This is a genomic window from Polaromonas sp. P1_F9, from assembly GCF_056405615.1.
On sequence record NZ_JBFUBT010000001.1, the window covers coordinates 1,020,842 to 1,043,197 of the forward strand.

At 62.4% G+C, this 22,356-nt stretch carries 27 protein-coding genes; 17 read left to right on the forward strand and 10 right to left on the reverse strand.

Annotation, left to right across the window (positions count from 1 at the left end):
• Positions 1 to 7: 7 nt before the first annotated feature.
• The 3 genes from AC1DYR_RS04805 to AC1DYR_RS04815 are packed head-to-tail and all read right to left on the reverse strand — an operon-like array spanning position 8 to position 2,868.
• The gene (locus AC1DYR_RS04805) at positions 8 to 901 is read right to left on the reverse strand and encodes a phosphate/phosphite/phosphonate ABC transporter substrate-binding protein (protein WP_477704060.1); all 894 of its coding nucleotides are present in this window, start codon (positions 899 to 901) and stop codon (positions 8 to 10) included.
• Positions 898 to 1,977 (reverse strand): hypothetical protein, encoded by a 1,080-nt coding sequence (locus AC1DYR_RS04810; protein WP_477704061.1) that lies wholly within the window; start codon positions 1,975 to 1,977, stop codon positions 898 to 900. Before AC1DYR_RS04810 ends, AC1DYR_RS04805 begins: the two co-directional genes overlap by 4 nt.
• 3 nt (positions 1,978 to 1,980) lie before the next feature.
• Complete coding sequence (locus AC1DYR_RS04815; protein ID WP_477704062.1) at positions 1,981 to 2,868, reverse strand: phosphate/phosphite/phosphonate ABC transporter substrate-binding protein; 888 nt, start codon at positions 2,866 to 2,868, stop codon at positions 1,981 to 1,983.
• A 782-nt stretch (positions 2,869 to 3,650) separates the two neighbouring features.
• Between AC1DYR_RS04815 and AC1DYR_RS04820 the strand changes: the two genes are divergently transcribed.
• The 6 genes from AC1DYR_RS04820 to AC1DYR_RS04845 all read left to right on the forward strand — a co-directional run bounded on the left by AC1DYR_RS04820 (position 3,651) and on the right by AC1DYR_RS04845 (position 8,727).
• Complete coding sequence (locus tag AC1DYR_RS04820; RefSeq protein WP_477704136.1) at positions 3,651 to 4,652, forward strand: ABC transporter substrate-binding protein; 1,002 nt, start codon at positions 3,651 to 3,653, stop codon at positions 4,650 to 4,652.
• A gap of 111 nt (positions 4,653 to 4,763) precedes the next feature.
• Complete coding sequence (locus AC1DYR_RS04825) at positions 4,764 to 5,585, forward strand: ABC transporter ATP-binding protein (RefSeq protein ID WP_477704063.1); 822 nt, start codon at positions 4,764 to 4,766, stop codon at positions 5,583 to 5,585.
• Between the two features lie 2 nt (positions 5,586 to 5,587).
• The gene (locus AC1DYR_RS04830; protein ID WP_477704137.1) at positions 5,588 to 6,355 is read left to right on the forward strand and encodes an ABC transporter permease; all 768 of its coding nucleotides are present in this window, start codon (positions 5,588 to 5,590) and stop codon (positions 6,353 to 6,355) included.
• 297 nt (positions 6,356 to 6,652) lie between these two features.
• Entirely contained in the window at positions 6,653 to 7,570 is a 918-nt protein-coding gene (locus tag AC1DYR_RS04835; RefSeq protein WP_477704064.1) for a DUF3034 family protein, read from the forward strand.
• 33 nt (positions 7,571 to 7,603) lie between these two features.
• Positions 7,604 to 8,062: a group I truncated hemoglobin gene (locus AC1DYR_RS04840; protein WP_477704065.1), complete on the forward strand. Its 459-nt coding sequence runs from the start codon at positions 7,604 to 7,606 to the stop codon at positions 8,060 to 8,062.
• A complete protein-coding gene (locus AC1DYR_RS04845) occupies positions 8,059 to 8,727 on the forward strand; it encodes a cupredoxin domain-containing protein (protein WP_477704066.1) in 669 nt (222 codons plus the stop codon). Before AC1DYR_RS04840 ends, AC1DYR_RS04845 begins: the two co-directional genes overlap by 4 nt.
• 19 nt (positions 8,728 to 8,746) lie before the next feature.
• On the opposite strand, the gene AC1DYR_RS04850 is transcribed toward AC1DYR_RS04845, so the two are convergent.
• Together AC1DYR_RS04850 and AC1DYR_RS04855 are read right to left on the reverse strand one after the other, a co-directional pair.
• Positions 8,747 to 9,340, reverse strand: coding sequence for a hypothetical protein (locus AC1DYR_RS04850; protein ID WP_477704067.1), 594 nt, complete (start codon positions 9,338 to 9,340; stop codon positions 8,747 to 8,749).
• 30 nt (positions 9,341 to 9,370) lie between these two features.
• Positions 9,371 to 9,946: a DUF3455 domain-containing protein gene (locus AC1DYR_RS04855; RefSeq protein ID WP_477704068.1), complete on the reverse strand. Its 576-nt coding sequence runs from the start codon at positions 9,944 to 9,946 to the stop codon at positions 9,371 to 9,373.
• Positions 9,947 to 10,171: 225 nt separating this feature from the next.
• On the opposite strand from AC1DYR_RS04855, the gene AC1DYR_RS04860 reads away from it, so the two are divergent.
• Genes AC1DYR_RS04860 through AC1DYR_RS04880 form a run of 5 tightly spaced genes read left to right on the forward strand, consistent with a single transcriptional unit; the run spans position 10,172 to position 13,925 of the window.
• Entirely contained in the window at positions 10,172 to 10,786 is a 615-nt protein-coding gene (locus AC1DYR_RS04860) for an RNA polymerase sigma factor (protein ID WP_477704069.1), read from the forward strand.
• The gene (locus AC1DYR_RS04865) at positions 10,783 to 11,526 is read left to right on the forward strand and encodes an anti-sigma factor (RefSeq protein ID WP_477704070.1); all 744 of its coding nucleotides are present in this window, start codon (positions 10,783 to 10,785) and stop codon (positions 11,524 to 11,526) included. The genes AC1DYR_RS04860 and AC1DYR_RS04865 overlap by 4 nt, the downstream gene beginning before the upstream one ends.
• Before the next feature lie 55 nt (positions 11,527 to 11,581).
• Entirely contained in the window at positions 11,582 to 12,334 is a 753-nt protein-coding gene (locus AC1DYR_RS04870; protein ID WP_477704071.1) for an alpha/beta hydrolase, read from the forward strand.
• Positions 12,335 to 12,367: 33 nt separating this feature from the next.
• On the forward strand, positions 12,368 to 13,042 hold the full coding sequence (locus tag AC1DYR_RS04875) for a phytanoyl-CoA dioxygenase family protein (RefSeq protein WP_477704072.1): 675 nt from the start codon (positions 12,368 to 12,370) through the stop codon (positions 13,040 to 13,042).
• Between the two features lie 49 nt (positions 13,043 to 13,091).
• A complete protein-coding gene (locus AC1DYR_RS04880) occupies positions 13,092 to 13,925 on the forward strand; it encodes a PhzF family phenazine biosynthesis protein (protein ID WP_477704073.1) in 834 nt (277 codons plus the stop codon).
• On the opposite strand, the gene AC1DYR_RS04885 is transcribed toward AC1DYR_RS04880, so the two are convergent.
• Positions 13,912 to 14,136, reverse strand: a complete 225-nt coding sequence (locus AC1DYR_RS04885) for a hypothetical protein (RefSeq protein ID WP_477701847.1) — start codon at positions 14,134 to 14,136, stop codon at positions 13,912 to 13,914. The two genes, AC1DYR_RS04880 and AC1DYR_RS04885, sit on opposite strands and share 14 nt — an antisense overlap.
• A 58-nt stretch (positions 14,137 to 14,194) precedes the next feature.
• Between AC1DYR_RS04885 and AC1DYR_RS04890 the strand changes: the two genes are divergently transcribed.
• The 6 genes from AC1DYR_RS04890 to AC1DYR_RS04915 all read left to right on the forward strand — a co-directional run bounded on the left by AC1DYR_RS04890 (position 14,195) and on the right by AC1DYR_RS04915 (position 18,563).
• Positions 14,195 to 15,106, forward strand: coding sequence for a serine hydrolase domain-containing protein (locus AC1DYR_RS04890; protein WP_477704074.1), 912 nt, complete (start codon positions 14,195 to 14,197; stop codon positions 15,104 to 15,106).
• A 187-nt stretch (positions 15,107 to 15,293) separates the two neighbouring features.
• Entirely contained in the window at positions 15,294 to 15,764 is a 471-nt protein-coding gene (locus AC1DYR_RS04895; RefSeq protein ID WP_457279459.1) for a tetratricopeptide repeat protein, read from the forward strand.
• Positions 15,765 to 15,890: 126 nt separating this feature from the next.
• Complete coding sequence (locus AC1DYR_RS04900) at positions 15,891 to 16,268, forward strand: DUF6632 domain-containing protein (RefSeq protein WP_457279460.1); 378 nt, start codon at positions 15,891 to 15,893, stop codon at positions 16,266 to 16,268.
• Between the two features lie 15 nt (positions 16,269 to 16,283).
• Positions 16,284 to 16,970: a cupredoxin domain-containing protein gene (locus tag AC1DYR_RS04905; RefSeq protein ID WP_477704075.1), complete on the forward strand. Its 687-nt coding sequence runs from the start codon at positions 16,284 to 16,286 to the stop codon at positions 16,968 to 16,970.
• Between the two features lie 110 nt (positions 16,971 to 17,080).
• The gene (locus AC1DYR_RS04910) at positions 17,081 to 17,410 is read left to right on the forward strand and encodes a hypothetical protein (RefSeq protein WP_477704076.1); all 330 of its coding nucleotides are present in this window, start codon (positions 17,081 to 17,083) and stop codon (positions 17,408 to 17,410) included.
• A gap of 292 nt (positions 17,411 to 17,702) precedes the next feature.
• Complete coding sequence (locus AC1DYR_RS04915) at positions 17,703 to 18,563, forward strand: enoyl-CoA hydratase-related protein (protein ID WP_477704077.1); 861 nt, start codon at positions 17,703 to 17,705, stop codon at positions 18,561 to 18,563.
• A 55-nt stretch (positions 18,564 to 18,618) separates the two neighbouring features.
• Here the strand turns inward: AC1DYR_RS04915 and queF are convergent, their stop codons facing one another.
• The 4 genes from queF to yaaA all read right to left on the reverse strand — a co-directional run bounded on the left by queF (position 18,619) and on the right by yaaA (position 22,293).
• On the reverse strand, positions 18,619 to 19,446 hold the full coding sequence (queF, locus tag AC1DYR_RS04920; RefSeq protein ID WP_477700284.1) for an NADPH-dependent 7-cyano-7-deazaguanine reductase QueF: 828 nt from the start codon (positions 19,444 to 19,446) through the stop codon (positions 18,619 to 18,621).
• 72 nt (positions 19,447 to 19,518) lie between these two features.
• The gene (locus AC1DYR_RS04925; protein WP_477704078.1) at positions 19,519 to 20,412 is read right to left on the reverse strand and encodes an alpha/beta fold hydrolase; all 894 of its coding nucleotides are present in this window, start codon (positions 20,410 to 20,412) and stop codon (positions 19,519 to 19,521) included.
• A gap of 255 nt (positions 20,413 to 20,667) precedes the next feature.
• Entirely contained in the window at positions 20,668 to 21,501 is an 834-nt protein-coding gene (locus AC1DYR_RS04930; RefSeq protein WP_477704079.1) for a 2OG-Fe(II) oxygenase, read from the reverse strand.
• Between the two features lie 15 nt (positions 21,502 to 21,516).
• Positions 21,517 to 22,293, reverse strand: coding sequence for a peroxide stress protein YaaA (gene yaaA / locus AC1DYR_RS04935; RefSeq protein WP_477704080.1), 777 nt, complete (start codon positions 22,291 to 22,293; stop codon positions 21,517 to 21,519).
• Positions 22,294 to 22,356: the final 63 nt, after the last annotated feature.

The window sequence follows — 22,356 nt, forward strand, 5'->3', positions numbered from 1 at the left end:
TGGCAGGTTACTCGTGGGTGTAGTCCAGCAACGCAAGGTATTCCTTGCGTTCGGCCTTGACCCACTGCTTGACGCCGATCTCGGACATGATGCTGGCAGACTGGCTGTTCATGGCCAGCAGGGAGTCCTGCAGGCGGCTGATCATGTCCGCCGGCACACCGGGGGCGGCCAGCACCGACCAGTTCACCACGGGCTGGGTTTCACCAATGATGCGGCCCCCGCCCTCCTTCCATTTCCTGGCGATGGTCGGATTGACCGCACCCACTTCGGCAAGGCCTGCCGCCACCTGTGCCGACACGGAATCCTGGTAGCGTGTGTAGGAAATATAGGGTTCGCGCACATTCAGGCGGCGCATCTCGGCACGCGCGACCGCCACCGTGGCGGACGATTCGTCGGGCATCAGGATCTTCTTGCCGCTCAGTTGCCCGATGTTGTTGATGGGCGAGCTGTTCTTCACGATAAAGGCAGCCTGGTAGGGCTCGGGCCTTCGCACCAGGGGTTGGTAACCTCCATCGCGAACCAGCTTGGACAGCTGGTTGACGGATTTTCCGAACACCATGAGGGGCTTCTGCTCTGACGACGCCTGCCGCACGAAATTCTGGATGTCGATGACGGGGTCAACCACCACCTGCTTGTTGCGGATCTGCCCTCCCAGGTAGTCGGCCAGCCCCCGGTAGCGCAGGGCCAGCATCGAAATGCTGAGGTCTGCCGTAACCGCCTCATTGATCAGCAGCCTCCAGCGGTCTACACCCGCAAGCTGGCCAGCCGCCTGCTGGCCCGCCGCCTGCTGGCTCCAGCTGACCATGGGAAAGCCCTGCCAGGCCACGGCAACCGCGGTGCCCACCACACCGCGAAGAACCGCGCGGCGACCGGTAACTTGTGACAGCAACGGAGTATTCATTTGATCACCTTCAAAGGGTTAATTGCAGATTGCACGGTCTTCTTCGCTGCCTCGTCTTCCCATTGCCTGGCAGCTGTCAAGGTTGCCTTGAATGCCAGCGCACTCTCAAGCAGCCATTTCTTGTTTTCTTCCGACAGGGCGTAGCTCAACCTGAACTCGTCCATCGGCATGCGGTCTTCCCGCACCGCCTTGATCAACCGGTCCACCTCTGCCGCGGCATGCGCGGGTGTCGACAGCAGCACCAGGCGGCTCATCTTGTCGGGGTTGTTGGGTACATGGCAGTTCACACACTGCGACTCGCGCATCTGCAGCGCCAGATCCCGGTAGCGTTTGTCGACGCTGCCCAGGTACGGGTTTTCCGGCCGGTACAAGCCGTCGAACAGCGTTACCGCCGGCTGGGTGTGGCCTTTGTCGTCGGTCCAGAGCCATGGGCCCTGGTATTTTTCATGCTGCACCGCCTGCACCGGTTGCAACAGCGGCGTGGGCGCCACGTCGGTGAACTGCGCCACCTTGATGGTGCCCGTTTCGGGGCTGATCCACAGCATCATGCTGCGGGCGTTTTCGTACATCGACCACTTGGCCTCGTCGTGCCAGAACGGATAAGGAAACTGGCCCGGCGGCAGGCGATTGCGAAAGGCCGCCTCAAGCCGCACCAGGAACATCTTCTCGTCGGCCACCCACTCCACGGTATGCCGGCCGTTGAACATGAAGAGCGGCGCGTACATGCCGGTCCAGGCGTCAGGGGCGAACTGGGTCAGGTTGGTCTGGCGCAGCGTGGCGTTGTCTTTTTTGTTTTGCCGGCCCCACAGCATGATGGGCGCCACGTGCGCACGCAGCTGGCTCGGGCCGAACAGCGTTTGCCGGCACTGCGTGTAGGCGGTGACGTCACCGGCCGGCGCCAGCGGGCAACTGCTGGCGAGCTCCGCGGCAATTTCGGCCGCAGCCTGTGCGATGTTGGGCGGTATCGCCCTTTTTTCCTGGGCTTGTACGCCGCAGGAAAATGCCAAGGTGGCGGCCAGCAGTCCGGCCCGCCATGGCGAAAGTGAAAACAGACGTGCTTGAATCAACGTACCCATTTTTTACTCCCTCGTGTAGTCCAACAAATCCAGGTAGTCCTTCCGTTCCGCTTTAGCCCAGGCCTTCACGCCCATCGAAGCCATTACTGCGGCGCTTTCTGAATTGGTCGCCAGCAGCGCGTCGCGCAGCTGCAGCACCATGTCCGCGGCCAGGCTGGGGCCGGCCAGCACCGACCAGTTCACCACCGGCTGGGTTTCAGCCACCACGCGCCCGCCCTCTTCCACCCACTTTTTGGCAATGGTGGGATTGACCACGCCGATCTGGCCCATTCCGGACTTCACAAACTGCGCGACTTCCTCCTGGAAGCGAACATGTGTCACGCGGACCTGCCCAAGCTTTTGGCGCCGCAGTTCCGCCAGCGCCACCGCGCTGGTGGCGGCAAACTCGTCGGGCATGATGACTTTTGCATCAGCCGCATCCGCCAGGGTTTTAATGGGCGAATCCTTGGCCACGATGAAGGCCGCCTTGTAAGGGTCGGCGCGCCGCACCACCGGTTGGTAGCCGTTGTCGCGCACCAGCTTGGCCAGCTGGTTGACGGACTTCCCAAAGACAAACTCCGGCTTGCTGGCGCCTTGGGCCACCGCCATGAAGCGCTTGATATCAACCATGGGCTCCACGACGACAGGCCGCCCCTTGAGCTGGGTGCTGATGAAGTCGGCGGCAGGGCGATAACGGTTGGTCAGCAAAAACGAGTTGGTGTCACCGCCTACCGCTTCATTGACCAACAGCCGCCAGTTCGCGCCACCTGCCGGTTTTTTAGCCGCAGAAGCAGCGGCAGCAGCCGAAACCTGGGCCCAGGCGGTACCCGGCCCACCCATACCCCCTGCGAGGGCGCCCAGGCCCAGGATTGACAACATCTGACGGCGAAGCTGCGAGGAAGGTGTTTTCATGAAAGCCTTGTTTTGGAAAGCCCACTGACCCAGTACATCGTTGCTGGATGACTTCGGCTACTGCCCCAAGGCTTTGTCAAGGCTTCGGAACTGCATCGCCTTGCGGCTTAATCCTTGTCACCTACGCAAATACACTCTATGGACGGGCCGCAAAAATAGTCAAAGCCTGTTCATGGCGCCTGCCCTGTCAGGACTGACAGGTGAAACCTGCCATGGTCATGTGCGTGGCGGCGCCCGGCCCAAATCACCGGCAGCCCGCCCCGCCCAAACGTAAACAGCTGTAACACCCCAGCCTTCCTCCAGAACTTCCTGGTTGCCAGGAACAGGACGTGCCATCCGCCACCTTTTTCATAGCTGCCTCTGGGCATCCTCCCGGCCAGGCCGGTCAAGGTGTGGAAAGCAGGCCAGCCGTACCCTCAAAAATACGGACGCCGATACATCACAAAATGCATCCTGTGCGTAATCCCAGTGTGCGAAAACTGACAGCACCTGAACGCGGCAGTTGTTGCTCTTAGGCCAATCCGCATCGCTGGGCGGCAAGACCCATCAGCCCGTACAGCGACACCCGAACTGCCGGGGCAATGCCAAAGTTCTACTTCACAGCGTGGCAGGCATTGTTTTTGCTGTATCGTTTTGAGGTTCGCTTCGATTTCACGGCCACCGCGTTCTTATGCTGATGTGCTGGCCTGCCGGTCTCCCCTTTTTGCAACCCCTTCAAGAAAATTCCCGCCATGAAAAATCGTGCACCTGCCGCCTCTGCCCTTCCCAGCCTTGTCGCCAGGATGACCGGGGCGGTGATCGCCCTTGCAGCCATGAACGCCCATGCGCAAAACACGCCGATCAAGTTCCAGCTCGACTGGCGCTTCGAAGGCCCGGCGGCCCTCTTCCTCACGCCGGTGGCCAAGGGCTATTTCAAGGCCAACAAGCTCGACGTGACGGTGGACGCCGGCAATGGCTCAGGCGGGGCGGTGACCCGTGTTGCTTCGGGCACCTACGACATGGGTTTTGCCGACATGGCCTCCGTGATGGAGTTTCACGCCAACAACCCGGACGCACCCAACAAGCCGGTAGGCGTGATGATGGTCTACAACAACACCCCGGCCTCCGTCATGGCGCTCAAGAAGTCAGGCATCAGGACGCCCGCCGACCTGAACGGAAAAAAGATGGGCGCACCGGTGTTTGATGCCGGCCGCCGCGCCTTCCCGGTTTTTGCCAAGGCCAACAACATCACCGGCTTCCAGTGGACAGCCATGGACCCGCCGCTGCGCGAGACCATGCTGGCCCGCGGCGATGTGGATGCCATCACCGGCTTTACCTTCACCTCGCTGCTCAACCTGGAAGCGCGCGGCGTGAAGGCTGAAGACGTGGTGGTGCTGCCTTACGCCGACTTCGGCGTGAAGCACTACGGCAACGTCGTCATCGCCTCGCCCAAGCTCATCAAGGAAAACCCGGCCGCCATCAAGGCGTTTTTGCAGGCCTTTACCAAGGGCGTGAAAGACGTGGTGGCCGACCCCGCCGCCGCCATCGAATTCGTGAAAGCGCGCGACGGCATCATCAATGTGCCGCTGGAAGTACGCCGCCTGCGCCTGGCCATCGACACCGTCGTCAACAGCCCCGACGCGCGCGCCGAAGGCTTCGGGCGGGTCTTGGCGCCGCGCCTCTCGCTGATGGCCTCCCAGGTGTCGGACGCGTTCGGCACCAAGACCCGTGTCAACCCCGACGCGGTGTGGAACGGCTCCTTCCTGCCCACGGCAGCGGAACTCAATGTGCTGCCGAAAAAATGAATTCGGTTTCATGCACCGTTTCTGGTGCCTCGCCTGCCTGAATTTGCTATATTTTTAATAGCTGCTCGTGCAATCCCTGATTGGGCCAGAAGCCAATTTCATACCTAAAATATGTCTTTAGCAGCCGCTGACAGCCCTTTTGTTGACTTTCGCGATGTCTGGCTCGCCTACAACGACGAGTTGCTTGCGCGCAAGCAATTCTCCGTCGAAGCCATAGACCTGCAAGTGCGGCAGGGCGAGTTCATTGCCATCGTCGGGCCCTCGGGCTGCGGCAAGTCCACTTTCATGAAGCTGGCCACCGGCCTGAAGATGCCGTCGGCCGGGAGCATCCTGATTGACGGACGGCCTGTGACCGGCCCACTGAAAATTTCCGGCATGGCCTTCCAGGCGCCTTCGCTGCTGCCGTGGCGCACCACCGTCGGCAATGTGCTGCTGCCGCTCGAAATCGTCGAGCCTTACCGCAGCCAGTTCAAGGCAAAGCGCAAGGAGTTCGAAGAGCGGGCGCGCAAGCTGCTGCAAAAAGTCGGCCTGGCCGGTTATGAAGACAAATTCCCGTGGCAGCTGTCGGGCGGCATGCAGCAGCGCGCCAGCATTTGCCGCGCGCTGATCCACGAGCCCAAGATGCTGCTGCTGGACGAGCCCTTCGGTGCGCTCGACGCCTTCACGCGTGAAGAGCTCTGGTGCATCCTGCGCGACCTATGGACCGAGCAACGCTTCAACGTGATCCTGGTCACGCATGACCTGCGCGAATCGGTGTTCCTGGCCGACACCGTGTACGTGATGAGCAAAAGCCCCGGCCGCTTTGTCGTGCGGCGCGAAATTGAGCTGCCGCGCCCGCGCGACCTCGAAGTGACCTACACCCGCGGGTTCAGCGACATCGTGCATGAGCTGCGCGGCCACATCGGCGCGGTCCGCGGTGGAGCGCAGCCATGAACATGAACAACAAACAGCTGGAACGCTGGGCGCCCTGGGTGTTGCTGGTGATCGTCGTGGCGCTGTGGCAGGCAGTGTGTGCCGGGTTTTCGATAGCGGAGTTCATCTTCCCCGCGCCGCTGGCCATTGCCCAGGCCATGCACGAATTCGCGGGGCCCATTGCCGAAGCCACCTGGAAAACCTTCTGGGTCACGATGGTCGGTTTCGGCCTGTCCATCGTGGTGGGCGTATTGCTGGGCTTTCTGGTGGGCTCGTCACGGCTGGCCTATGCCGCGGTCTATCCGCTGCTGGTGGCCTTCAACGCGGTGCCCAAGGCCGCGATTGTTCCCATCCTGATTGTCTGGTTCGGCATCGGCGTCGGCCCCGGCATCCTCACGGCCTTTCTGATTTCGTTTTTCCCCATCACCGTGAACATGGCCACGGGCCTGGCCACGCTGGAGCCCGAACTCGAAGACGTGCTGCGCGTGCTGGGCGCCAAACGCTGGGACGTGCTGGTCAAGGTCGGCCTGCCGCGCTCCATGCCCTACTTCTTTGCCTCGCTCAAGGTTGCGATCACGCTGGCTTTTGTCGGCACCGTGCTGGCTGAAATGACGGCGGGCGATTCGGGCATTGGCTACCTCATGCAAAGTGCCGGGTCGCAGCAACGGCTGGCGCTGGCTTTTGCCGGGCTGGTGGTGATTGGGGCGATGGCGATGGCGATGTATGAGCTCTTCAGTTATGTGGAGAAGCACACTACGGGGTGGGCGCATCGGGGGTCGCAAGGGGACTGAGGTATTCAGCCGGGTCTTGCTCCGGCGTGGCGCTCTCCTCTAAGTCCTGCTGGCCGGGGGTAGCCCGGCGGCTACTTACTTTTCTTTGACGAAGCAAAGAAAAGTGAGTTGCATGCCGGGCAACCCCCGGCCAGCCGCCCTCAGCAAAAACCACAAAGACCGAAAACACCCCCAATCAGGCAACTCCCAAAAAAAAAGTTGAATCCAGTCCACCCCACCCCCCGTATTCCAACCATCAAGCCCGTTTATTCGAATCCCTTGCCCAACCTTCCCCCCAGCCGACACCCCCAAAAAACCATGCGCAAAATCTTCACCCCCCTCCCCCTACTCGCAGGCCTGCTGGTCAACGCAGGCGCCCACGCTGACACCGGCAAGCTCCTCCTGACCGGCGGCGTCAGCACCATTGAAGGCGCGGCCGGCGGCGGTCTCACGCCCTGGGCCGTCATCGGCAGCAACGCCACGGCAGACGAGATTGGCGGCTCTGCCTATGTCACCCACGCCGGCACCACCGACTACGGCCTGAATGTGTACGGCGCGGCCGTCGGCATCCATGACCGCTACGAGCTGTCAATTGCGCAGCAGGACTTCAACACCCGCGGCACCGGTGTGGCTCTGGGCCTGCCCGGGCTGCACCTGAAGCAGACCATCGTGGGCGCCAAGGTTCGCGTGCTGGGCGATGCCATCCTGGACAGCGATACGCTGATGCCGCAGGTGGCAGTGGGCGTGCAGTACAAGACGCTGGGCTCCACCGGGCTGGACTCGACGCTGACCGCACTGGGCGCCAAACGCCACGGCGTGGATGTGTATGTCAGCGCCACCAAGCTCTTCCTCGGGCAGAGCCTGCTGCTCAACGGCACGCTGCGCGCCACCAAGGCCAACCAGAACGGCCTGCTGGGCTACGGCGCCACGCTGGGCGGCAACGAAGACAAGTACACGCTGCAGCCGGAATTCTCGATGGCTTACCTGCTCAGCAAAAACATCGCCATCGGCGCCGAATACCGTTTCATGCGCAACAAGCTCGAAGGCGCCGGCCGCGCGGCCGGCTTGGGCAACGGCCTGCGCTCTGAAGACTGGAAAGACATCTTTATTGCCTGGGCGCCCAACAAAAACCTCTCGCTCACGCTGGCCTATGTGGACCTGGGCGTGATCGTACCTGCCACCACCGGCAGCCGAAAGCAGACCGGCTACTACCTCTCGGCCCAGGTCGCTTTTTAAGCCCGACGAAACACCCCTTCAAGGAAGCGCCCCATGAAAAACCCTTTTGTTTCTTTTGCCCTCGCAGCAGGCCTTCTGATGGCCGGATCTGCATTTGCCCAGGCGGCACCCAAAGACGACCAGCTTTACAAGGCCTTCGGTGAAAAAGCCGGCCTGGTGGCGCTGATGGACGACTTCATGGTTCGCCTGCTGGCCGACCCTCGCACCGGGCCGCATTTCAAGCCGTCGAACCAGCAGCGCGTGAAAGAGCAACTGGTCGACCAGCTCTGCGCCCTGAGCGGCGGCCCCTGCATTTACAAGGGCGCAGACATGAAGAGCGCGCACGCCAACCTTGATATCAAAAAGTCGGACTTCCACGCCCTGGTGGAGGTGCTGCAGCAAAGCATGGACGCCAGGGGCATTCCTTTTCGCAAACAGAATGAAATGCTGGCGCTGCTGGCCCCCATGAACCGCGACATCATCACCACTCCCGAAACGGCGATCAAACCATGAAAAAAGCAATCCAGCTCACAGCGATCACCGCGCTCTTCGCTTTCGGCACAGGGGCGCACGCGGCCAGCCTCATGGTGTCGGTACTCGACAAAGACGGCAAACCGGTGCCGGACGCTGTGGTCGTGGTGGCGCCCGCCAACAAAAGCGCCCAGCCCAGGACGCCGCTGGCGGCGCAGGCCACCATCCACCAGGAAAAGATGCAGTTCGTTCCCGCGGTGACGGTGGTTCCCGTGGGGGCAAAAATTCAATTTGTGAACAACGACCCCTGGGACCACCACGTGCGCAGCTCACCTGCCGGCATGGGCCAGTTCAACGCGACGAATGCCGGCTTCGAGCTGCGGCTGGAAGGCAAGCCCGACGGGAAACCGGGCAAGTCCAGTGAAGTGACGCTGGACAGGGCCGGCGTTGTCGGGGCCACCTTGCTGGGCTGCTTCATCCACGGCTCGATGCGCGGCTATATCTACGCCAGTGAATCCCCCTGGGCGGCCAAAACCAGTCTGGAAGGCATCGCGAGCTTTGAGGACCTGCCTGAGGGTGCCGCGCAGCTGAAAGTCTGGCACCCGGACCAGCTGGTGGACATTGCACCGCAGCAGGTCACGGTGAGCGCCGCGCCGGCCAAAACCGTCATGCAGCTCACAGTGGTGCCGCGGCGGCGCAGGTCTTGAACGGCCGGCCCCGAGGTTGTCAGCGCCGGCTGTCGTCCTTCTGGGAATCAGGCTCCAGCGGCGACAGGTCGGACGAATAGACCCGGTCGCCGATATGCAGCGCCCGCCCCTTCTCCCAGGCGGCTTCAAAGGCCGCGAGCTCTTCTGCCGTGGCGCGCTCCCGGCGTTGTACCGGTGGCGGTGGGCTGGCCGCATCCTGGCTCGCGGGCAAGGAGACGGGCCGGCTGGGCGCGAAGGCCTGAATCTGCTCGTTGATCTGCCAGTACACGCCGCTGACCAGCAGGTTGTAACGCGCAGCAGCATTTTTGGCGATAGCCGCACCCACCTCGACCAGCCGGGCGGGCCCCCCTTCCCGGTTGTCCAGGAAGTCGGTGGAAAGGTCCACCAGCACCATGTACTGGTGGCCTCGCTTGTCGTTACGCACCACGCGGAATTTGTAGCTGGCCGACAAAATTCCGTGGGCCTGCATCGTGACCCTGATGGCCTCGAACAGCATCTCGCGCCGGAACGCCATGCGCTCGTCAAGGTTCATCTTGACCGGACCTGTCTCAGGCCCCGTGGCATCGTGCCTGGGGCTCTTGCTGGCGCTGAAAAGGTTCTTGAGCACGGACATGTCAGGCCTCGCTTCCTCTGGCTTTGTGGGTCAGGCGTTTCTGGCTGTGAAAAACACGTAGTCGGCGGTATAGCCTTCCTTGACGCGTTTGCCCGCATCGGCCGGCGCGGTGCAGCCTTTGGCCGGTGCATTGCCGCCCTCGGTGTTCAGGCGCTGCACGCTGGTGACGGTAGCCATCTTGCCGGGCATGCCGGCGGATTTGGCCGTCAGCAGCAGCAATGGGATGTCGGCAGGACGCTCGCCGTCGGCGCGTGCTTTTACCGTGCCCACGGTTTTGCTGCCGTCCAGCGCGGTCCAGTTCGGACCGGCGCCATGCGTGCCGACTTTTTCGTCTTTCTGGTTGAAGAGGTCCGCTTCTGGCGCAACAAACACCCAGGCCCAGCCCTTGTCGCCGGCGCGGCATTCGTAGATCTGCGAGCCCACCGCGTGCCAGGTGAAGGCCACGCGTTCGCCGTCGGCCGGCTTGAGCGCGGCGGGCACCGGCTTGGCATCCATTGGTGCGGCCGGGCCACCAGCGCAGGCGCTTAGCAGCAGTCCAGTGCACAACGCGGCAGCGGCAAGGCCGGCGTGAAGCCTGGGTTGGGTGGCGGTTGCTATCGGTGTCATGGCGATCTCCTGAGAGGAGCCCTGCAAATATTGACAGGTCTCCGGGTTAAAAGAAAGTAAAAAAGTCCCAACAACCACATGGTGGAAGGGGGCGTGGGCCGGCGCGGCGCCCGGCCTACCAGGGACAAACGACAGCAAGCGCCGATTGGATGCAGATTTTTCTGAAAAAAATGCCATGACGGGGGAAGATTTGCCGCCTGGGCGTAACTCCCTATACTCAGCCGCATGAAACTGGCCCCCGACACGGACACCCGTAGCCTGCAGGCGCTGATTGCCGGCGCAGGGCAAGGCGACCACGCCTGCTTTGCGCAGGTCTATGAACGCACCCACACGCATCTGTTTGGCGTTGCCGTACGTATATTGGGACAAGGACACGCGGCCGAAGATGTGCTGCAAGAGGCTTACGTGAGCATCTGGAAAAACGCCGCCGGCTACCGCAGTGAGGTAGACGGGCAAACCATTCAACCCATGACGTGGCTGATCGCCATCGTCCGCAACAAGGCGCTGGACGCCCTGCGCTCCCGCACGCGCCGCAAGGAAAGCGAGTTGCCCGGCTCCGGTGATGTGGATGAGGAAGACACTGAAACCACCGCCACGCCCACCCCCAGCGCCATGCAGCTGCTGGAGCAGGCCACCGAGGCCCTGCACATCGAAGGCTGCATGAACGCACTGGAAGGCAGCCACCGCCAAAGCCTGGCGCTGGCGTATTACCAGGGCCTGTCGCATACCGAAGTGGCCGCGCAAATGGGCGCGCCGCTGGGCTCGGTGAAAGCCTGGATACGGCGCGGGCTCGAAAAACTCAAGGGGTGTCTGGCGGCGCAAGGGGTGGTGGCGTCATGAGATATTCCAGCCCCGAATTGCTCGAACACCTCGCATCGGCCTACGTGCTGGGTACGCTGAGCGGCGGCGCGCGCCGCCGCTTTGAGCGCCTGCAGCGCGACCGCGTCGATGTGCGCGTGCGCGTCACGCAATGGGAAGCCCGGCTGGGCCAACTCGCCATGTCGGTGCCGGCGCACAAACCGTCTCCCAGGGTGTGGGCCGCCATCGCCGCACGCACCAAACCTGCGCCGCCGCAACAGGCGCCGCAAACAAAACCGTCCTGGCTGGGCTGGCTCAAACCTGCTGGTTTCGGCTTCGGCGGTCTGGCCGCCGGGGTGATCGCAGCAAGCGTGTTTTTTGTCGCCATGCCCACCCTGTTCATGTCCAGCGATCAGATCGCGATGCGCTCCGGCGAAAGGCTGCCGCAAAGCTATGTGGGCCTGCTCACCGACGCACAGGGCAACGGCAAGCTTCTGGCCAGCTCGCTGCGCCACGGCAAGACCATGACAGTCAAGGTCATAGGCCCGATCACACCGCCGGCCACCGGAAAGCTGGTGCTGTGGGCTGTGCCGGCCAACGGCCCGGCATTCTCGCTGGGCACCGTGCCCACGAGCGGATCGGCGGTTTCAATGCTGCCCGACACGTCGGAAAAGCTGCTGTCCAAAGTCAGCAAGCTGGTGGTGACACTGGAAACCAGCGCCACACCCGCCAGCCCGAGCGGAACCGTGGTGTTCAGCGGCAATTGCGCCAAGCTGTGGTGAGCGGGCCGGCATCCGGGCTTTGCGACATCCATTCCCTTCATTTATGGCACGTGCAATGACGTTTTTTTTGATCGCCCTTGTGCTCGCTTACCTGGGCATCTGCGCGGCGTTGTTTGCGTTTCAGCGTTCGCTGATCTACTTCCCGCAGCCGAGGTCATGGGGCGGCCCGGCCACGACGCTTCACCTCCAGACACCCGATGCGGCGCTCGTGGTCACCGCCCGGCAAACGGCCGGGCCCAAAGCCATCATTTACTTCGGGGGCAATGCCGAAGACGTTTCACCGAATTTGCCGTCTTTCTCGGAAGCATTTCCAGGCTATGCCCTCTACCTGCTTCACTACCGCGGTTACGGCGGAAGCACCGGAAGCCCCACCGAGGCGGCGCTTCAAAGCGACGCCCTGGCCTTGTTCGACCATGTCAGCCGGATGCATCCGGATGTCACCGTGGTTGGCAGGAGTCTGGGTTCAGGCGTTGCGATTGGGGTGGCCAGCCAGCGGCCGGCCTCGCGCCTGATTCTGGTGACACCCTACAACAGCATCCAGGAACTGGCCGCACAGCGCTTTCCCTGGTTCCCCATCCCCTGGCTTCTTGTCGACAAGTTCGAGTCCTGGAAGTACGCGGCCAAAGTCACAGTACCCACGCTGCTGATTTCGGCCGAATACGATGAAGTCATTCCGAAAGCCAGCACCGACCAGTTGCACGCGCACTTCAAGAATGGCACGGCGGTGCTGAAGATGCTGCCCGGAACCTCCCACAACACGGTCTCGCAGCATCCGCAGTACCTTTCGCTGTTTCAGTCGATGCTGTGACCTTTCAGCACCCCTTCGCAAAACACGCCCGGAATGGACCACGCTGCTTTCACCACCCAAGGCTTTGCGCTTGTTCCGCAGGTGCTCAACGCCACCCAGTGTGAGTCGGCCGCCGCACGGCTTGCCGGTATAGCTGCCGACTCGGCAGGAACACGTTGCCTGCTGTCAGAGGCCTGGTGCCAGACGCTTGCGGCAAGGGTGCGCCAGCATCCGTCGCTGGCCTCGATGGTTCCAATCGATTTCGCTGCGGTGCAGTGCACTTACTTCGAGAAGTCGGTGTCGCGCAACTGGCTGGTTCCGGTGCATCAGGACCTGAGCATTCCAGTGGCAGATCATGTAGAGCACGCGAGCCTGGGCGGCTGGTCCAGGAAGGAAGGCATTCTTTATGTCCAGCCGCCCGCCGAGGTGCTGGAGCAGCTGGTGGCGGTGCGTTTGCACATCGATGCCTGCGGCCCGGGGGACGGTCCACTGCGGGTGGTTCCGGGGTCACACCTGTACGGCCGCATGCAGGCGAAGGACGCCGCAGCAGCCCGCCAGGCCCAAACCGGGTTCACCTGCACGGCCGGGCAAGGCAGCGCGCTGGCCATGCGCCCGCTGCTGCTGCATGCTTCGTCCAGATCCACCAGCGGCAACATGCGCAGGGTGCTGCATTTTTTGTTCGGCCCGCGAGCATTGCCTTTCGGCCTGCGGTGGCAGCGCGCAATATGAATTGCGCCGGACAGGCAAGCAGCCCGCCTTCCATTTCACAAGGAAAACGATGAGTGTCTTGAAGATTGCAGCCTTTTCTGACGGAAACACCGGCGGCAACCCCGCCGGCGTGATGATCGCCGGCCAATTTCCGGATGACCGTGAGATGCAGCGGATCGCTGCGGAGCTTGGCTTCTCGGAAACAGTTTTTGCCGTTGCAAGCGGCGCCGGCTGGCGGGTACGCTATTTCTCGCCGGAATCCGAAGTGCCCTTCTGCGGCCATGCAACGATAGCCCTGGGCGCAGCACTGGCCCTTCAGCAAGGCGATGGCGTGTTTGCGCTGACCCTGAACCAGGCCAGCATCACGGTTGAAGGCCGGCGCAACGGGGAAACGATCACCGCCGCGCTGCAATCGCCGCCCACGCGCAGCCAGGCTGCCCCACAGCCGCTGGTGCTGGCCACCCTGGCGCTGTTCGGCTACACACCGGATGACCTGGACCCGCGCATTGCCCCCGCGCTCGCCCACGGCGGCGCAGACCATCTGGTACTGGTTCTGAAGAGCCGCGACAAACTGGCGGCCATGCAATATGACCTGGACACGGGCCGCGAGCTGATGAACAACGCGGGGCTGGTGACGATCCTTCTGGCCCATGCACAAACGCCTCGGCTTTTTCACACCCGGAATCCGTTTGCTTCGGGCGGCGTGTATGAAGACCCCGCCACAGGTGCAGCCACAGCCGCTTTTGCAGGCTACCTGCGCGACCTGAAGTGGCCGCACGGCGGCGCCATCGATATCGTGCAGGGTGAAGACATGGGCATGCGCTCGTGCTTGCGCGCCGAAATTCCACCCAACCCCGGCGCCTCGATCAAGGTGTCAGGGACAGCGCGGGTCATGCACGACTGAGTTTGCCGTGCCCGCGAGAAACATCTCGCCTGGCACCAGAAGGCTCTTTGGTTTGGCGATTGATACAACCTTGCGCAAAGATTTGACCAAGAATGAAGCATTTTTTTCTTGCCTCCGTCACGGCCTTGCTGGTTTCGATGCCGGCAGCCGGATGGGCAACAACGCCGGCAGCCCCTGCGCCCGTCTTTCCGGCGAAGGCGTGGGAACCCATTTCCCCCACTTCACTAAGCCCCGCGTGTCATGAGCGCCTGGATGCTGCACGCGACTACTTGCGAACCCTTGATTCCACCGCAGTTCTGGCAGTGCAGGACGGCCGGGTGTTGTTCAGCTATGGCCCCGTCGATACCGTCAGCATCGTGTTTTCGGCTCGCAAAAGTGTGCTGGCGATGCTGTATGGGAAATATGTCGCAGATGGCACGATCGATCTAGAGAAAACACTGGCCGACCTCGACATTGACGACCTGGGTGGTCTATTGCCTCTGGAGCGCCAGGCAAAGTTGCGCCACCTTCTGACAGCGCGCTCTGGCGTCTATCACCCGGCGGCCAACACAGGCGATGACCTGGCATCGGCGCCACCGCGCGGCTCACAAGTGCCCGGCACTTATTTTCTGTACAACAACTGGGATTTCAACGCTGCGGGCACAGTCTTCGAGGCGCTGACAAATCGCAGCATCTACCGCACATTCGCGGACGATCTTGCGACGCCGCTGCAGCTTGAAGACTTCGACCTCGCTCGTCACCAGCGCACCGGGGACCTTACAAAGTCCCGGCACGCCGCCTATCATTTTTTCTTGTCAACCAGAGACATGGCGCGGCTGGGCTACTTGATGCTCCAACACGGCAATTGGCGCGGCCAGCAACTCATTCCCCCAGAATGGGCCACTCGAATCACCACACCCGTCACCGCGGCCGCGCAAATGCATCCGGCGCGCACGGCCAGCCGTCACTTTGGCTACAGCTACCTTTGGTGGACGCTGGAAGAGCCGGCCGATTCGCCACTAAGTGGCGCTTACATGGCCTGGGGCGTCCATGGGCAATACATCCTCGTGGTACCAAAGCACCGCATGGTCATCGCTCACAAGCGTCAAGTCCCTGTATCCGGCGACTGGAACGTGAGCTGGGTCAAACCGGGCGACTTTTTGACCGCGGTAAAAATGCTGACTTCAGCGCCCTGCCAGTGATCCCGCGGCTGCCCAGCTTTCCCCATCAGATGAGAAATCAGCGAGCCTGCCATCGATCAAGCGCAGCCGCCGTTGTGTTTACAAATAAATTACAACTCGCCCTGCATCCGTTTTCCCTGTCATACCGTTTGTATAAGGTGCTGGTTTGCAGCGCGTTTCAATCAACTGATATCTCAAGGAGCCCGACATGAACACTTTTTCCATCCGCAACTTGGTCGCATTGCCCGTCATCGCCCTGGCCCTGGCCGGTGCAGCCATGGCTGCCGACATCGAAACCACACCAGCCAAAAACGCCCAGGTCGACGACTTCGCGGCGGGTAAAAAAGCCATCAGCGCCAAGAACTGGTCGGAGGCCGTGAGCAGCTTTAACAAGGTGGTGGCCAAGGACCCGAAAAATGCCGACGCCTACAACTACCTCGGCTATTCCAACCGCTGGATGGGCAAGTACGACGATGCCTTTGCCGCCTATGGCAAGGCGCTGGCGCTGGACCCCAAGCACAAGGGTGCGCTGGAATACTCGGGCATTGCCTACCTGAAGACCAACCAGAAAGCCCAGGCCGACGCGCAGCTGGCCAAGCTGCAGGCAATTTGCGCCACCTGTGAGGAAACCCGCGACCTGGCCAAGGCCGTGGCCGAGTACAAGCCGGCCGCCAAGTAAGCCGCCCTTGAACCGCCACCATTGCGGCGCGGTATGCGCTGCAATGGTCTCCTGTTGCCACTCACCTCCCGGCGCACAAAGAGCGGGTCTCTGAGTGCGCGACCTCTGATGATCCGAAAGAAAACAATGACTGACGCTGATCGCATCAAATACCTGCGCATTGCCCTGGTGCTGATAGGGGTGACGTTCACTTTCGGCTTGTGGCCGCTCACCATCATCTGGCCTTCAGGCTGGTCGTGGCATGCGGAAGGTCGTTCGTACTACCTGGAGATGATCCTCGCCCTTTACGCAACGCTGGGGATCTTCCTCATGCTTGCCGCCCGTAACCCTCTCTTGCACCGCAGCCTCATCTGGTTTACCGTCTGGTCCAGCATTGCACACGGCGGGGTGATGGCAGTGCAGTCGTTTCAGGGCCACCACAACATGGGGCACCTCTGGGGTGATGTCCTGGCGCTGTTCGCGGTGGCGGCTGTGCTGGCATTGCTGACTCCCCGCGAAGCTTAAGCCGAAAGAAATCCCATGCCCAAGCTGACACGCCCTGCCTTCCGGATGCTGCCAACTGCTCTGTTTTTCATAGCTGCTTGCGCACTACCTATATGGTCTGCAGCCGGAAACATTTCCATTCAAGTGCTCGACAAGGAAGGCAAGCCGGCGCCGGACGCCGTAGTCGTCGTGGTGCCTTCCGCCAAAACCGGGGCGCCCCAAAGCCCTTTGCCCGCCCAGGTGACGATCCACCAGGAAAAGATGCGTTTTGTGCCGGCCGTCAGCGTGGTGGCGCTGGGCGCCAAGGCCCAGTTCGTCAACAATGATCCGTGGGAACACCATGTGCGCGGCTCGGCCGCCGGCGCGGCGCAGTTCAACGCAACGCCGGGCGAGGGATTCGAGCTACGGCTCGACGGCAAGCCCGAAGGCAAACCCGCCAAAACCGCTGACGCTACCTTCACCAAGGCCGGCGCCGTGCTGCTGGGCTGCCATATCCACGGCTCCATGCGCGGCCATGTCTATGTGAGCGAATCGCCCTGGGCCGTGCTGACAAACGCCGACGGCGTAGCGCAGGTCGAGCAGTTGCCCGAAGGCGCTGCGCAGATCAAGGTCTGGCATGCCGACCAGCTGATCGACATAGCGCCGCAGGCTTATACCGTGACGGCCTCGCCCGGCAAGCTCACGCTGCAGCTGAGCGTGGTGCCGCGCCGCCGCCGGATTTAGCTGGCCGTATCCAGAAATCTTTCGACGCTTTTTTGGCGTCTTTCAGGCCTCTCGGGTCATTGACAGAACCTTTCACGAAACTTACATTGAAGCTTCCGCACGGAGGCTTTATGTCTGATCCCTCTGACCCGTCCAAGGCATCACTACCTGTCCGGTCGTCGTACTGGCACCCCATCACGCTGGCGCAGTTGCAGCGCGTCAAGGACTGGCGCGAGACGCAGCGAGCGGCGCACCCGCTTGAATGCCAGCTCTGGGAGATAGTGCTGACGGCCTGGGTGATGGGCTGGATGGGCTGGCTGCCGGCCTTTACTTTTGAGGCGGCCTGGGCCTACCCGCTGTGCGTGCTGGGCACAGTGGCGCCGCGGCTGTATGTCTATGTACGGGCACGGGCGCACATTGCGCGGCGTCTCAGGTGTGACTGGCTGGACCTTGTGGCATAGATGGGGCAAGAACCTATTTACGACCTAAATGGGGCCGCGTTGGGGTGCAATCGGGATGAGTGGGCCGACCGGGATCGCCGCATGGGCTAATGCCCATGCAAGAGCCTGGGTGGCTCAATCGCCCGATTTCACCCCAACCCGGAGGGCAAGCGCCTTCTCGGGCGGTCTGCGGCGTTGCGGCGCTAGCCCATAGCTGGCTATGGGCAGCGCACCGCGCCTTGCATCCCATCCCGAGAAGGCGCTTGCGCGGCCCCATTTAGGTCGTAAATAGGTTCTAGCTTAGAGTGGCGGCATGAACGCCACCCCCCTCCCCCCTCTTACCTGCTTCACCCTCAACATCACCGGCCACGTCGCCCACCTGGTGCTGAGCCGCCCCGAGGCGATGAACACCATGCACCCGACCTTCTGGCGCGAGCTGGACGCGGCGCTCACACACATCCACAAGGCTGGCGAGGCGCGCGTGCTGGTGATCTCCAGCACCGGCAAGCACTTCAGCGCCGGCATGGCACTGGAAACCTTTGGCAGCGACATCGCCATGGACGACCAGAGCCCCGAAGGCCGCGCCGCCATCTTTGACATGCTGGGCGACATGCAGGCCACCTTCACCAAGCTGGAGACGCTGCGCATTCCGGTGATTGCCGCCATCCAGGGTGGCTGCATAGGCGGGGCGGTCGACATGGTGACGGCCTGCTGCCTGCGCTACGCCACGGCCGACGCATTCTTCTGCATCCAGGAAATCAACATCGGCATGGTGGCCGACGTGGGCACCTTGCAGCGCCTGCCCAAACTGGTGCCGCTGGCGGTCGTCAAGGAATTGGCTTATACAGGGCGGCGAATGCCGGCGGCCAAAGCGCTGGGCTACGGCCTCGTCAACGAGGTGTTTGACTCAGCCGAAGCGATGCTGTCAGCCGCCATGCAGTGCGCCGGCGAGATTGCCACCAAGCCACCGGTGGCCATCTGGGGCACCAAGCAGGCGATCCACTACACGCGCGACCATTCGGTGGACGATGCGCTCAAGCAGATGGGCTGGCTGCAGGGCGCGATCTGGAGCAACGCGCATGTCCGTGAGGCGGTTACCGCCATGAAGGAAAAGCGCGCGGCGAGCTTTCCCGGCCTTGCACCGATCAAGAATTTCAATGAATTCGGGCTCTAGCCCATACAGGACGAGCGCAAGCAGCTATTAATTTAATAGCAAACTGCATTGGCAGTTATTGGCGGGCTGTACGAATGGCAGGCGGCAGCGCCTGCGGATGGCTGGTGCGAAACGGATTGATGTCCAGCCCGCCGCGGCGTGTATAGCGCGCATACACAGAGAGCTTCATGGGTTTGCAGCGCGTCCAGATGTCCATGAAGATGCGCTCCACACATTGTTCATGGAACTCGTTGTGGTTGCGAAAGCTCACCAGGTATTGCAGCAGGCCTTCCTGGTTGATCTGCGGGCCCGCATAGCGGATCTGCACACTGCCCCAGTCGGGCTGGCCGGTGACCAGGCAATTGCTCTTGAGCAGGTTGCTGGTCAGCGTCTCTTCCACCGGCGGTTCGTCGAACTCGGCAAACAGCAGCTCGGGCGTGGGGGTGAAATGAATGCACTCGACGTCCAGCCGGTCCAGGTTCAGGCCGTCGAGCTCATGCACGGGCTCGCGGTCGAACAGCTCGGGGCCCAGCGTCTTGATGCCCACGCCCATGCCGACAGCACCGTTCAGGTCGGCGCGAATGCGTTCCCGCACATCGCGCGCATCGGCAAAGCGCGTGTTGTTGAAGCTGTTGAGATAAAGCTTGAAGGACTTGCTTTCGACGATGTTGGGTGACTCGCAAGGCACGGTGATGTGGGCCAGTGCCACCTGCGGCTTGCCGCGCATATTGAGCCAGCTCAGCTCAAACGCCGTCCACATGTCTGCGCCAAAAAACGGCGGTGTACCGGTGACGCCGATCTCGGCACGCTTGCCTTCGCGCGGTATCGGGAACAGCAGCGAGGCGTCGTACTGGTCGATATAGGCCGACGTTTTGCCGAGCTGGGATTGTTCAGGGGTGTTCATGCACCCATTTTCGCCGCTAACCGCTGCCAGGCTGAAAGCGCCCCGCACAAAGCCCCAAGCCATGGGGCTGTATCAGCTTGTCGCTTTGAAGTGGGGAATCAGCAGAGCCAGCAAACGGTCGACAACACCCGGCGGCAAATCGTGGCCCATGCCTTCAATGCTTTCGAAACGTGCGCCAGGGATGCGCCTGGCCGTGTCCTGCCCGCAGGCCATGGGCACCAGCCGGTCTGCCTGGCCGTGCACCACCAGCGTCGGCGCCGTCACCCTGGCAAGTGCGGAGGCGCGGGCACCGTCAGCGGCAACGGCCACCATCTGGCGAAGAACGCCCTGCGGATGGAAGCTGCGCTGCGCCGCCGCAGCGACTTTTTCGCGTATCTCGGCATCGTCCATGGGAAAGCCCGGGCTGCCGATGGCCTTGAGCAGCTTCACCGTGTGGTCGATGGCGGCCTGCACACCTCTGCCGGCAGGCCGGCTGAGCAGCACGCGGGTCACCGCCGGGCTGGCTTCTGGCAGGCCGCGCGCACCGCTGGAGCTCATGATGCTGGTCAGGCTGAGCAGGCGCGATGGCGCCAGCACCGCAACGCGCTGCGCGATCATGCCGCCCATGCTCACACCCACCACATGTGCCTTGCCGATTTGCAGCGCGTCCAGCACGCCCACGGTATCGGCGGCCATGTCTTCAATGCTGTAGGGCGGCCGGATGCGCCAGCCCATGCGGAATTTGAGGCCCTCCCACAAAAGGCTAGGCGAGCCGAGGTGGTCAAAGTGCTGCGAAAGCCCGATATCGCGGTTGTCAAATCGCACCACACGAAAGCCCGCATCAGCGATCGCCTGCACCATGGCCGGCGGCCAGGCAATCAGCTGCATGCCCAGCCCCATGATGAGCAGCACCACCGGCCGACCGGTGGCGTCGCCCGGGTGGGTGTCTTCAACTTCGATGTCAATGTGGTTGGCGCGTATTTTCATAACTGATTATGGTCTGCACTCCCCGAATCGCGTCAATCACCGCGTCCCCCATGCGTCACGCAGGCTCACCCGCAAGCAGGGGCCGCGGAACTGGCTTTGCCAGGCCGCTGGCACCGCCCCCTTAAGGGGGGAACGGGCTACACGAAGTGAGCCCGGACGGGGGTGAAACTATTTCTCCGCGGGACTGGCTTTGCCAGACCGCAGGCGCCGCCCCCTGCAAGGGGGGGGCTAACGCAGTGAGCCCCAATAGAGGTGTTAATCAAATTGTTTTTGCCGAAGCCATTTGGTGGCGATCCATTTCTCGCCAGTGGTAACCGGCTCGCCGCCATGCAGCGTGAGGCTGGAAGGCAGCGCTTGCGGATAACTGAAAAACACCGCATTGCCGCGCCGCGGCGCCACCCGCACCTCGATATCGGGGAACACCGTGGCGCCGCCCTCTTCGGGCTCATGCAGGTACATGATGAGCGTCGCCACGCGCTGGCCGCCGCGCTGCAGTATGGCGGGCGTGCCGGGCTCGGTCGGGTCAAAGTAGTCGTAGTGCGGCTTGTATTCGGTGCCGGGCCCGTAGTGAAGCACCTGCAGCCCTTCGCCGTTTTCCTGCGGCCAGCCGAAGATTCTGGCAATACGTGCCTCCACCTGGCGCACCACGGCGTTTTCAGCGCGCCTGAAAAACATGCCCTCGCTGGTACGGTCAGGGTTGAGCTCCTCTCCGCCGGTCTTGGTGTCCACCGTCAGTGAACGCACCAGACGCGGCCGGGCGGCCTCCATCAGCGCCTCGCATTCACTCGGGCCCAGCAGGTTGCCCAGCACGATGACATTGGGCACCTGGGCGAAAAAAAGTATTTCCACCCACTTGTCGCCGGCATCGACCATGTTGTTGGTGACCGGCAAAGCCAGCGCAGGCACAACCACTGCGGCGAGATCTTCGGGCGTCAGCCGCACCGCCCGCGTGGCAGCGTCGCGGTTCCAGCCGGCTGCCAGCATGGCGTTAAAAATCTCGTCCCTGGAGTGGCCGAGGTTTGCCTGCGCCGTCATCCACGCCAGCACTTCCGGCGTGAGCTGCTGGTCGGTGCGGGCGGGGGTGCTCATGCGGGGCCGGGCTGCTCAGGCGGCCTGTTTGCGGCGGAACACCAGCCGGTCAGGCTCGGACACTTTGGGGTCAAACCGGTAGCCTTCGACGTCAAAGCTCTCGAGCTTCCTGACGGTAGACAGCTTCTTTTCGATCGCATGGCGCACCATCAGCCCGCGGGCGCGCTTGGCAAAAAAACTGATGACCTTGTACTTGCCGGCCTTGTATTCCTCAAACACGCAACTCACCACGCGCGCCTTGAGCGTCTTGCGGTCCACGGCCTTGAAGTATTCCTCGCTGGCGAGATTGACGATGACCGGTGTGGTGTGGGCAGCCGCGCGCTCGTTCAGATAAGCGGAGATTTGCGAACCCCAGAACTGGTAAAGATTTTTGCCTTGGGGTGTGGCCAGCGGCGTGCCCATTTCAAGCCGGTAGGGCTGCATGCGGTCCAGCGGGCGCAGCACGCCGTAAAGGCCGCTCAGGATGCAGACATGGTCCTGCGCCCAGGCGAGTTGTGCGTCGCCTAGCGTTTTTGCATCGAGGCCGCCATACACATCGCCGTCAAATGCCAGCGCGGCCTGTTTGGAATTCTTCGCGGTGAATTTCGGCGACCAGGCCTGGTAGCGCGCGACATTCAGGCCTGCGAGCGAATCTGACAGCTTCATCAGTTCGCTGATCTGCTGCGGGGTCCGTGTTTTGAGCACGTCAATCAACTGGGCCGACTGGCGGGTGAAGAGGGGTTGGGTGTGGGTCGCGACGTGCGGCGGCGTGTCGTAGTCCAGGGATTTGGCCGGCGAGATGAGAAACAGCATGCTTTGAGTCGTAGGGGTAAGGCAAGTAAGGCGAAACCCCCACTTTACGACAGGAGGATGGCG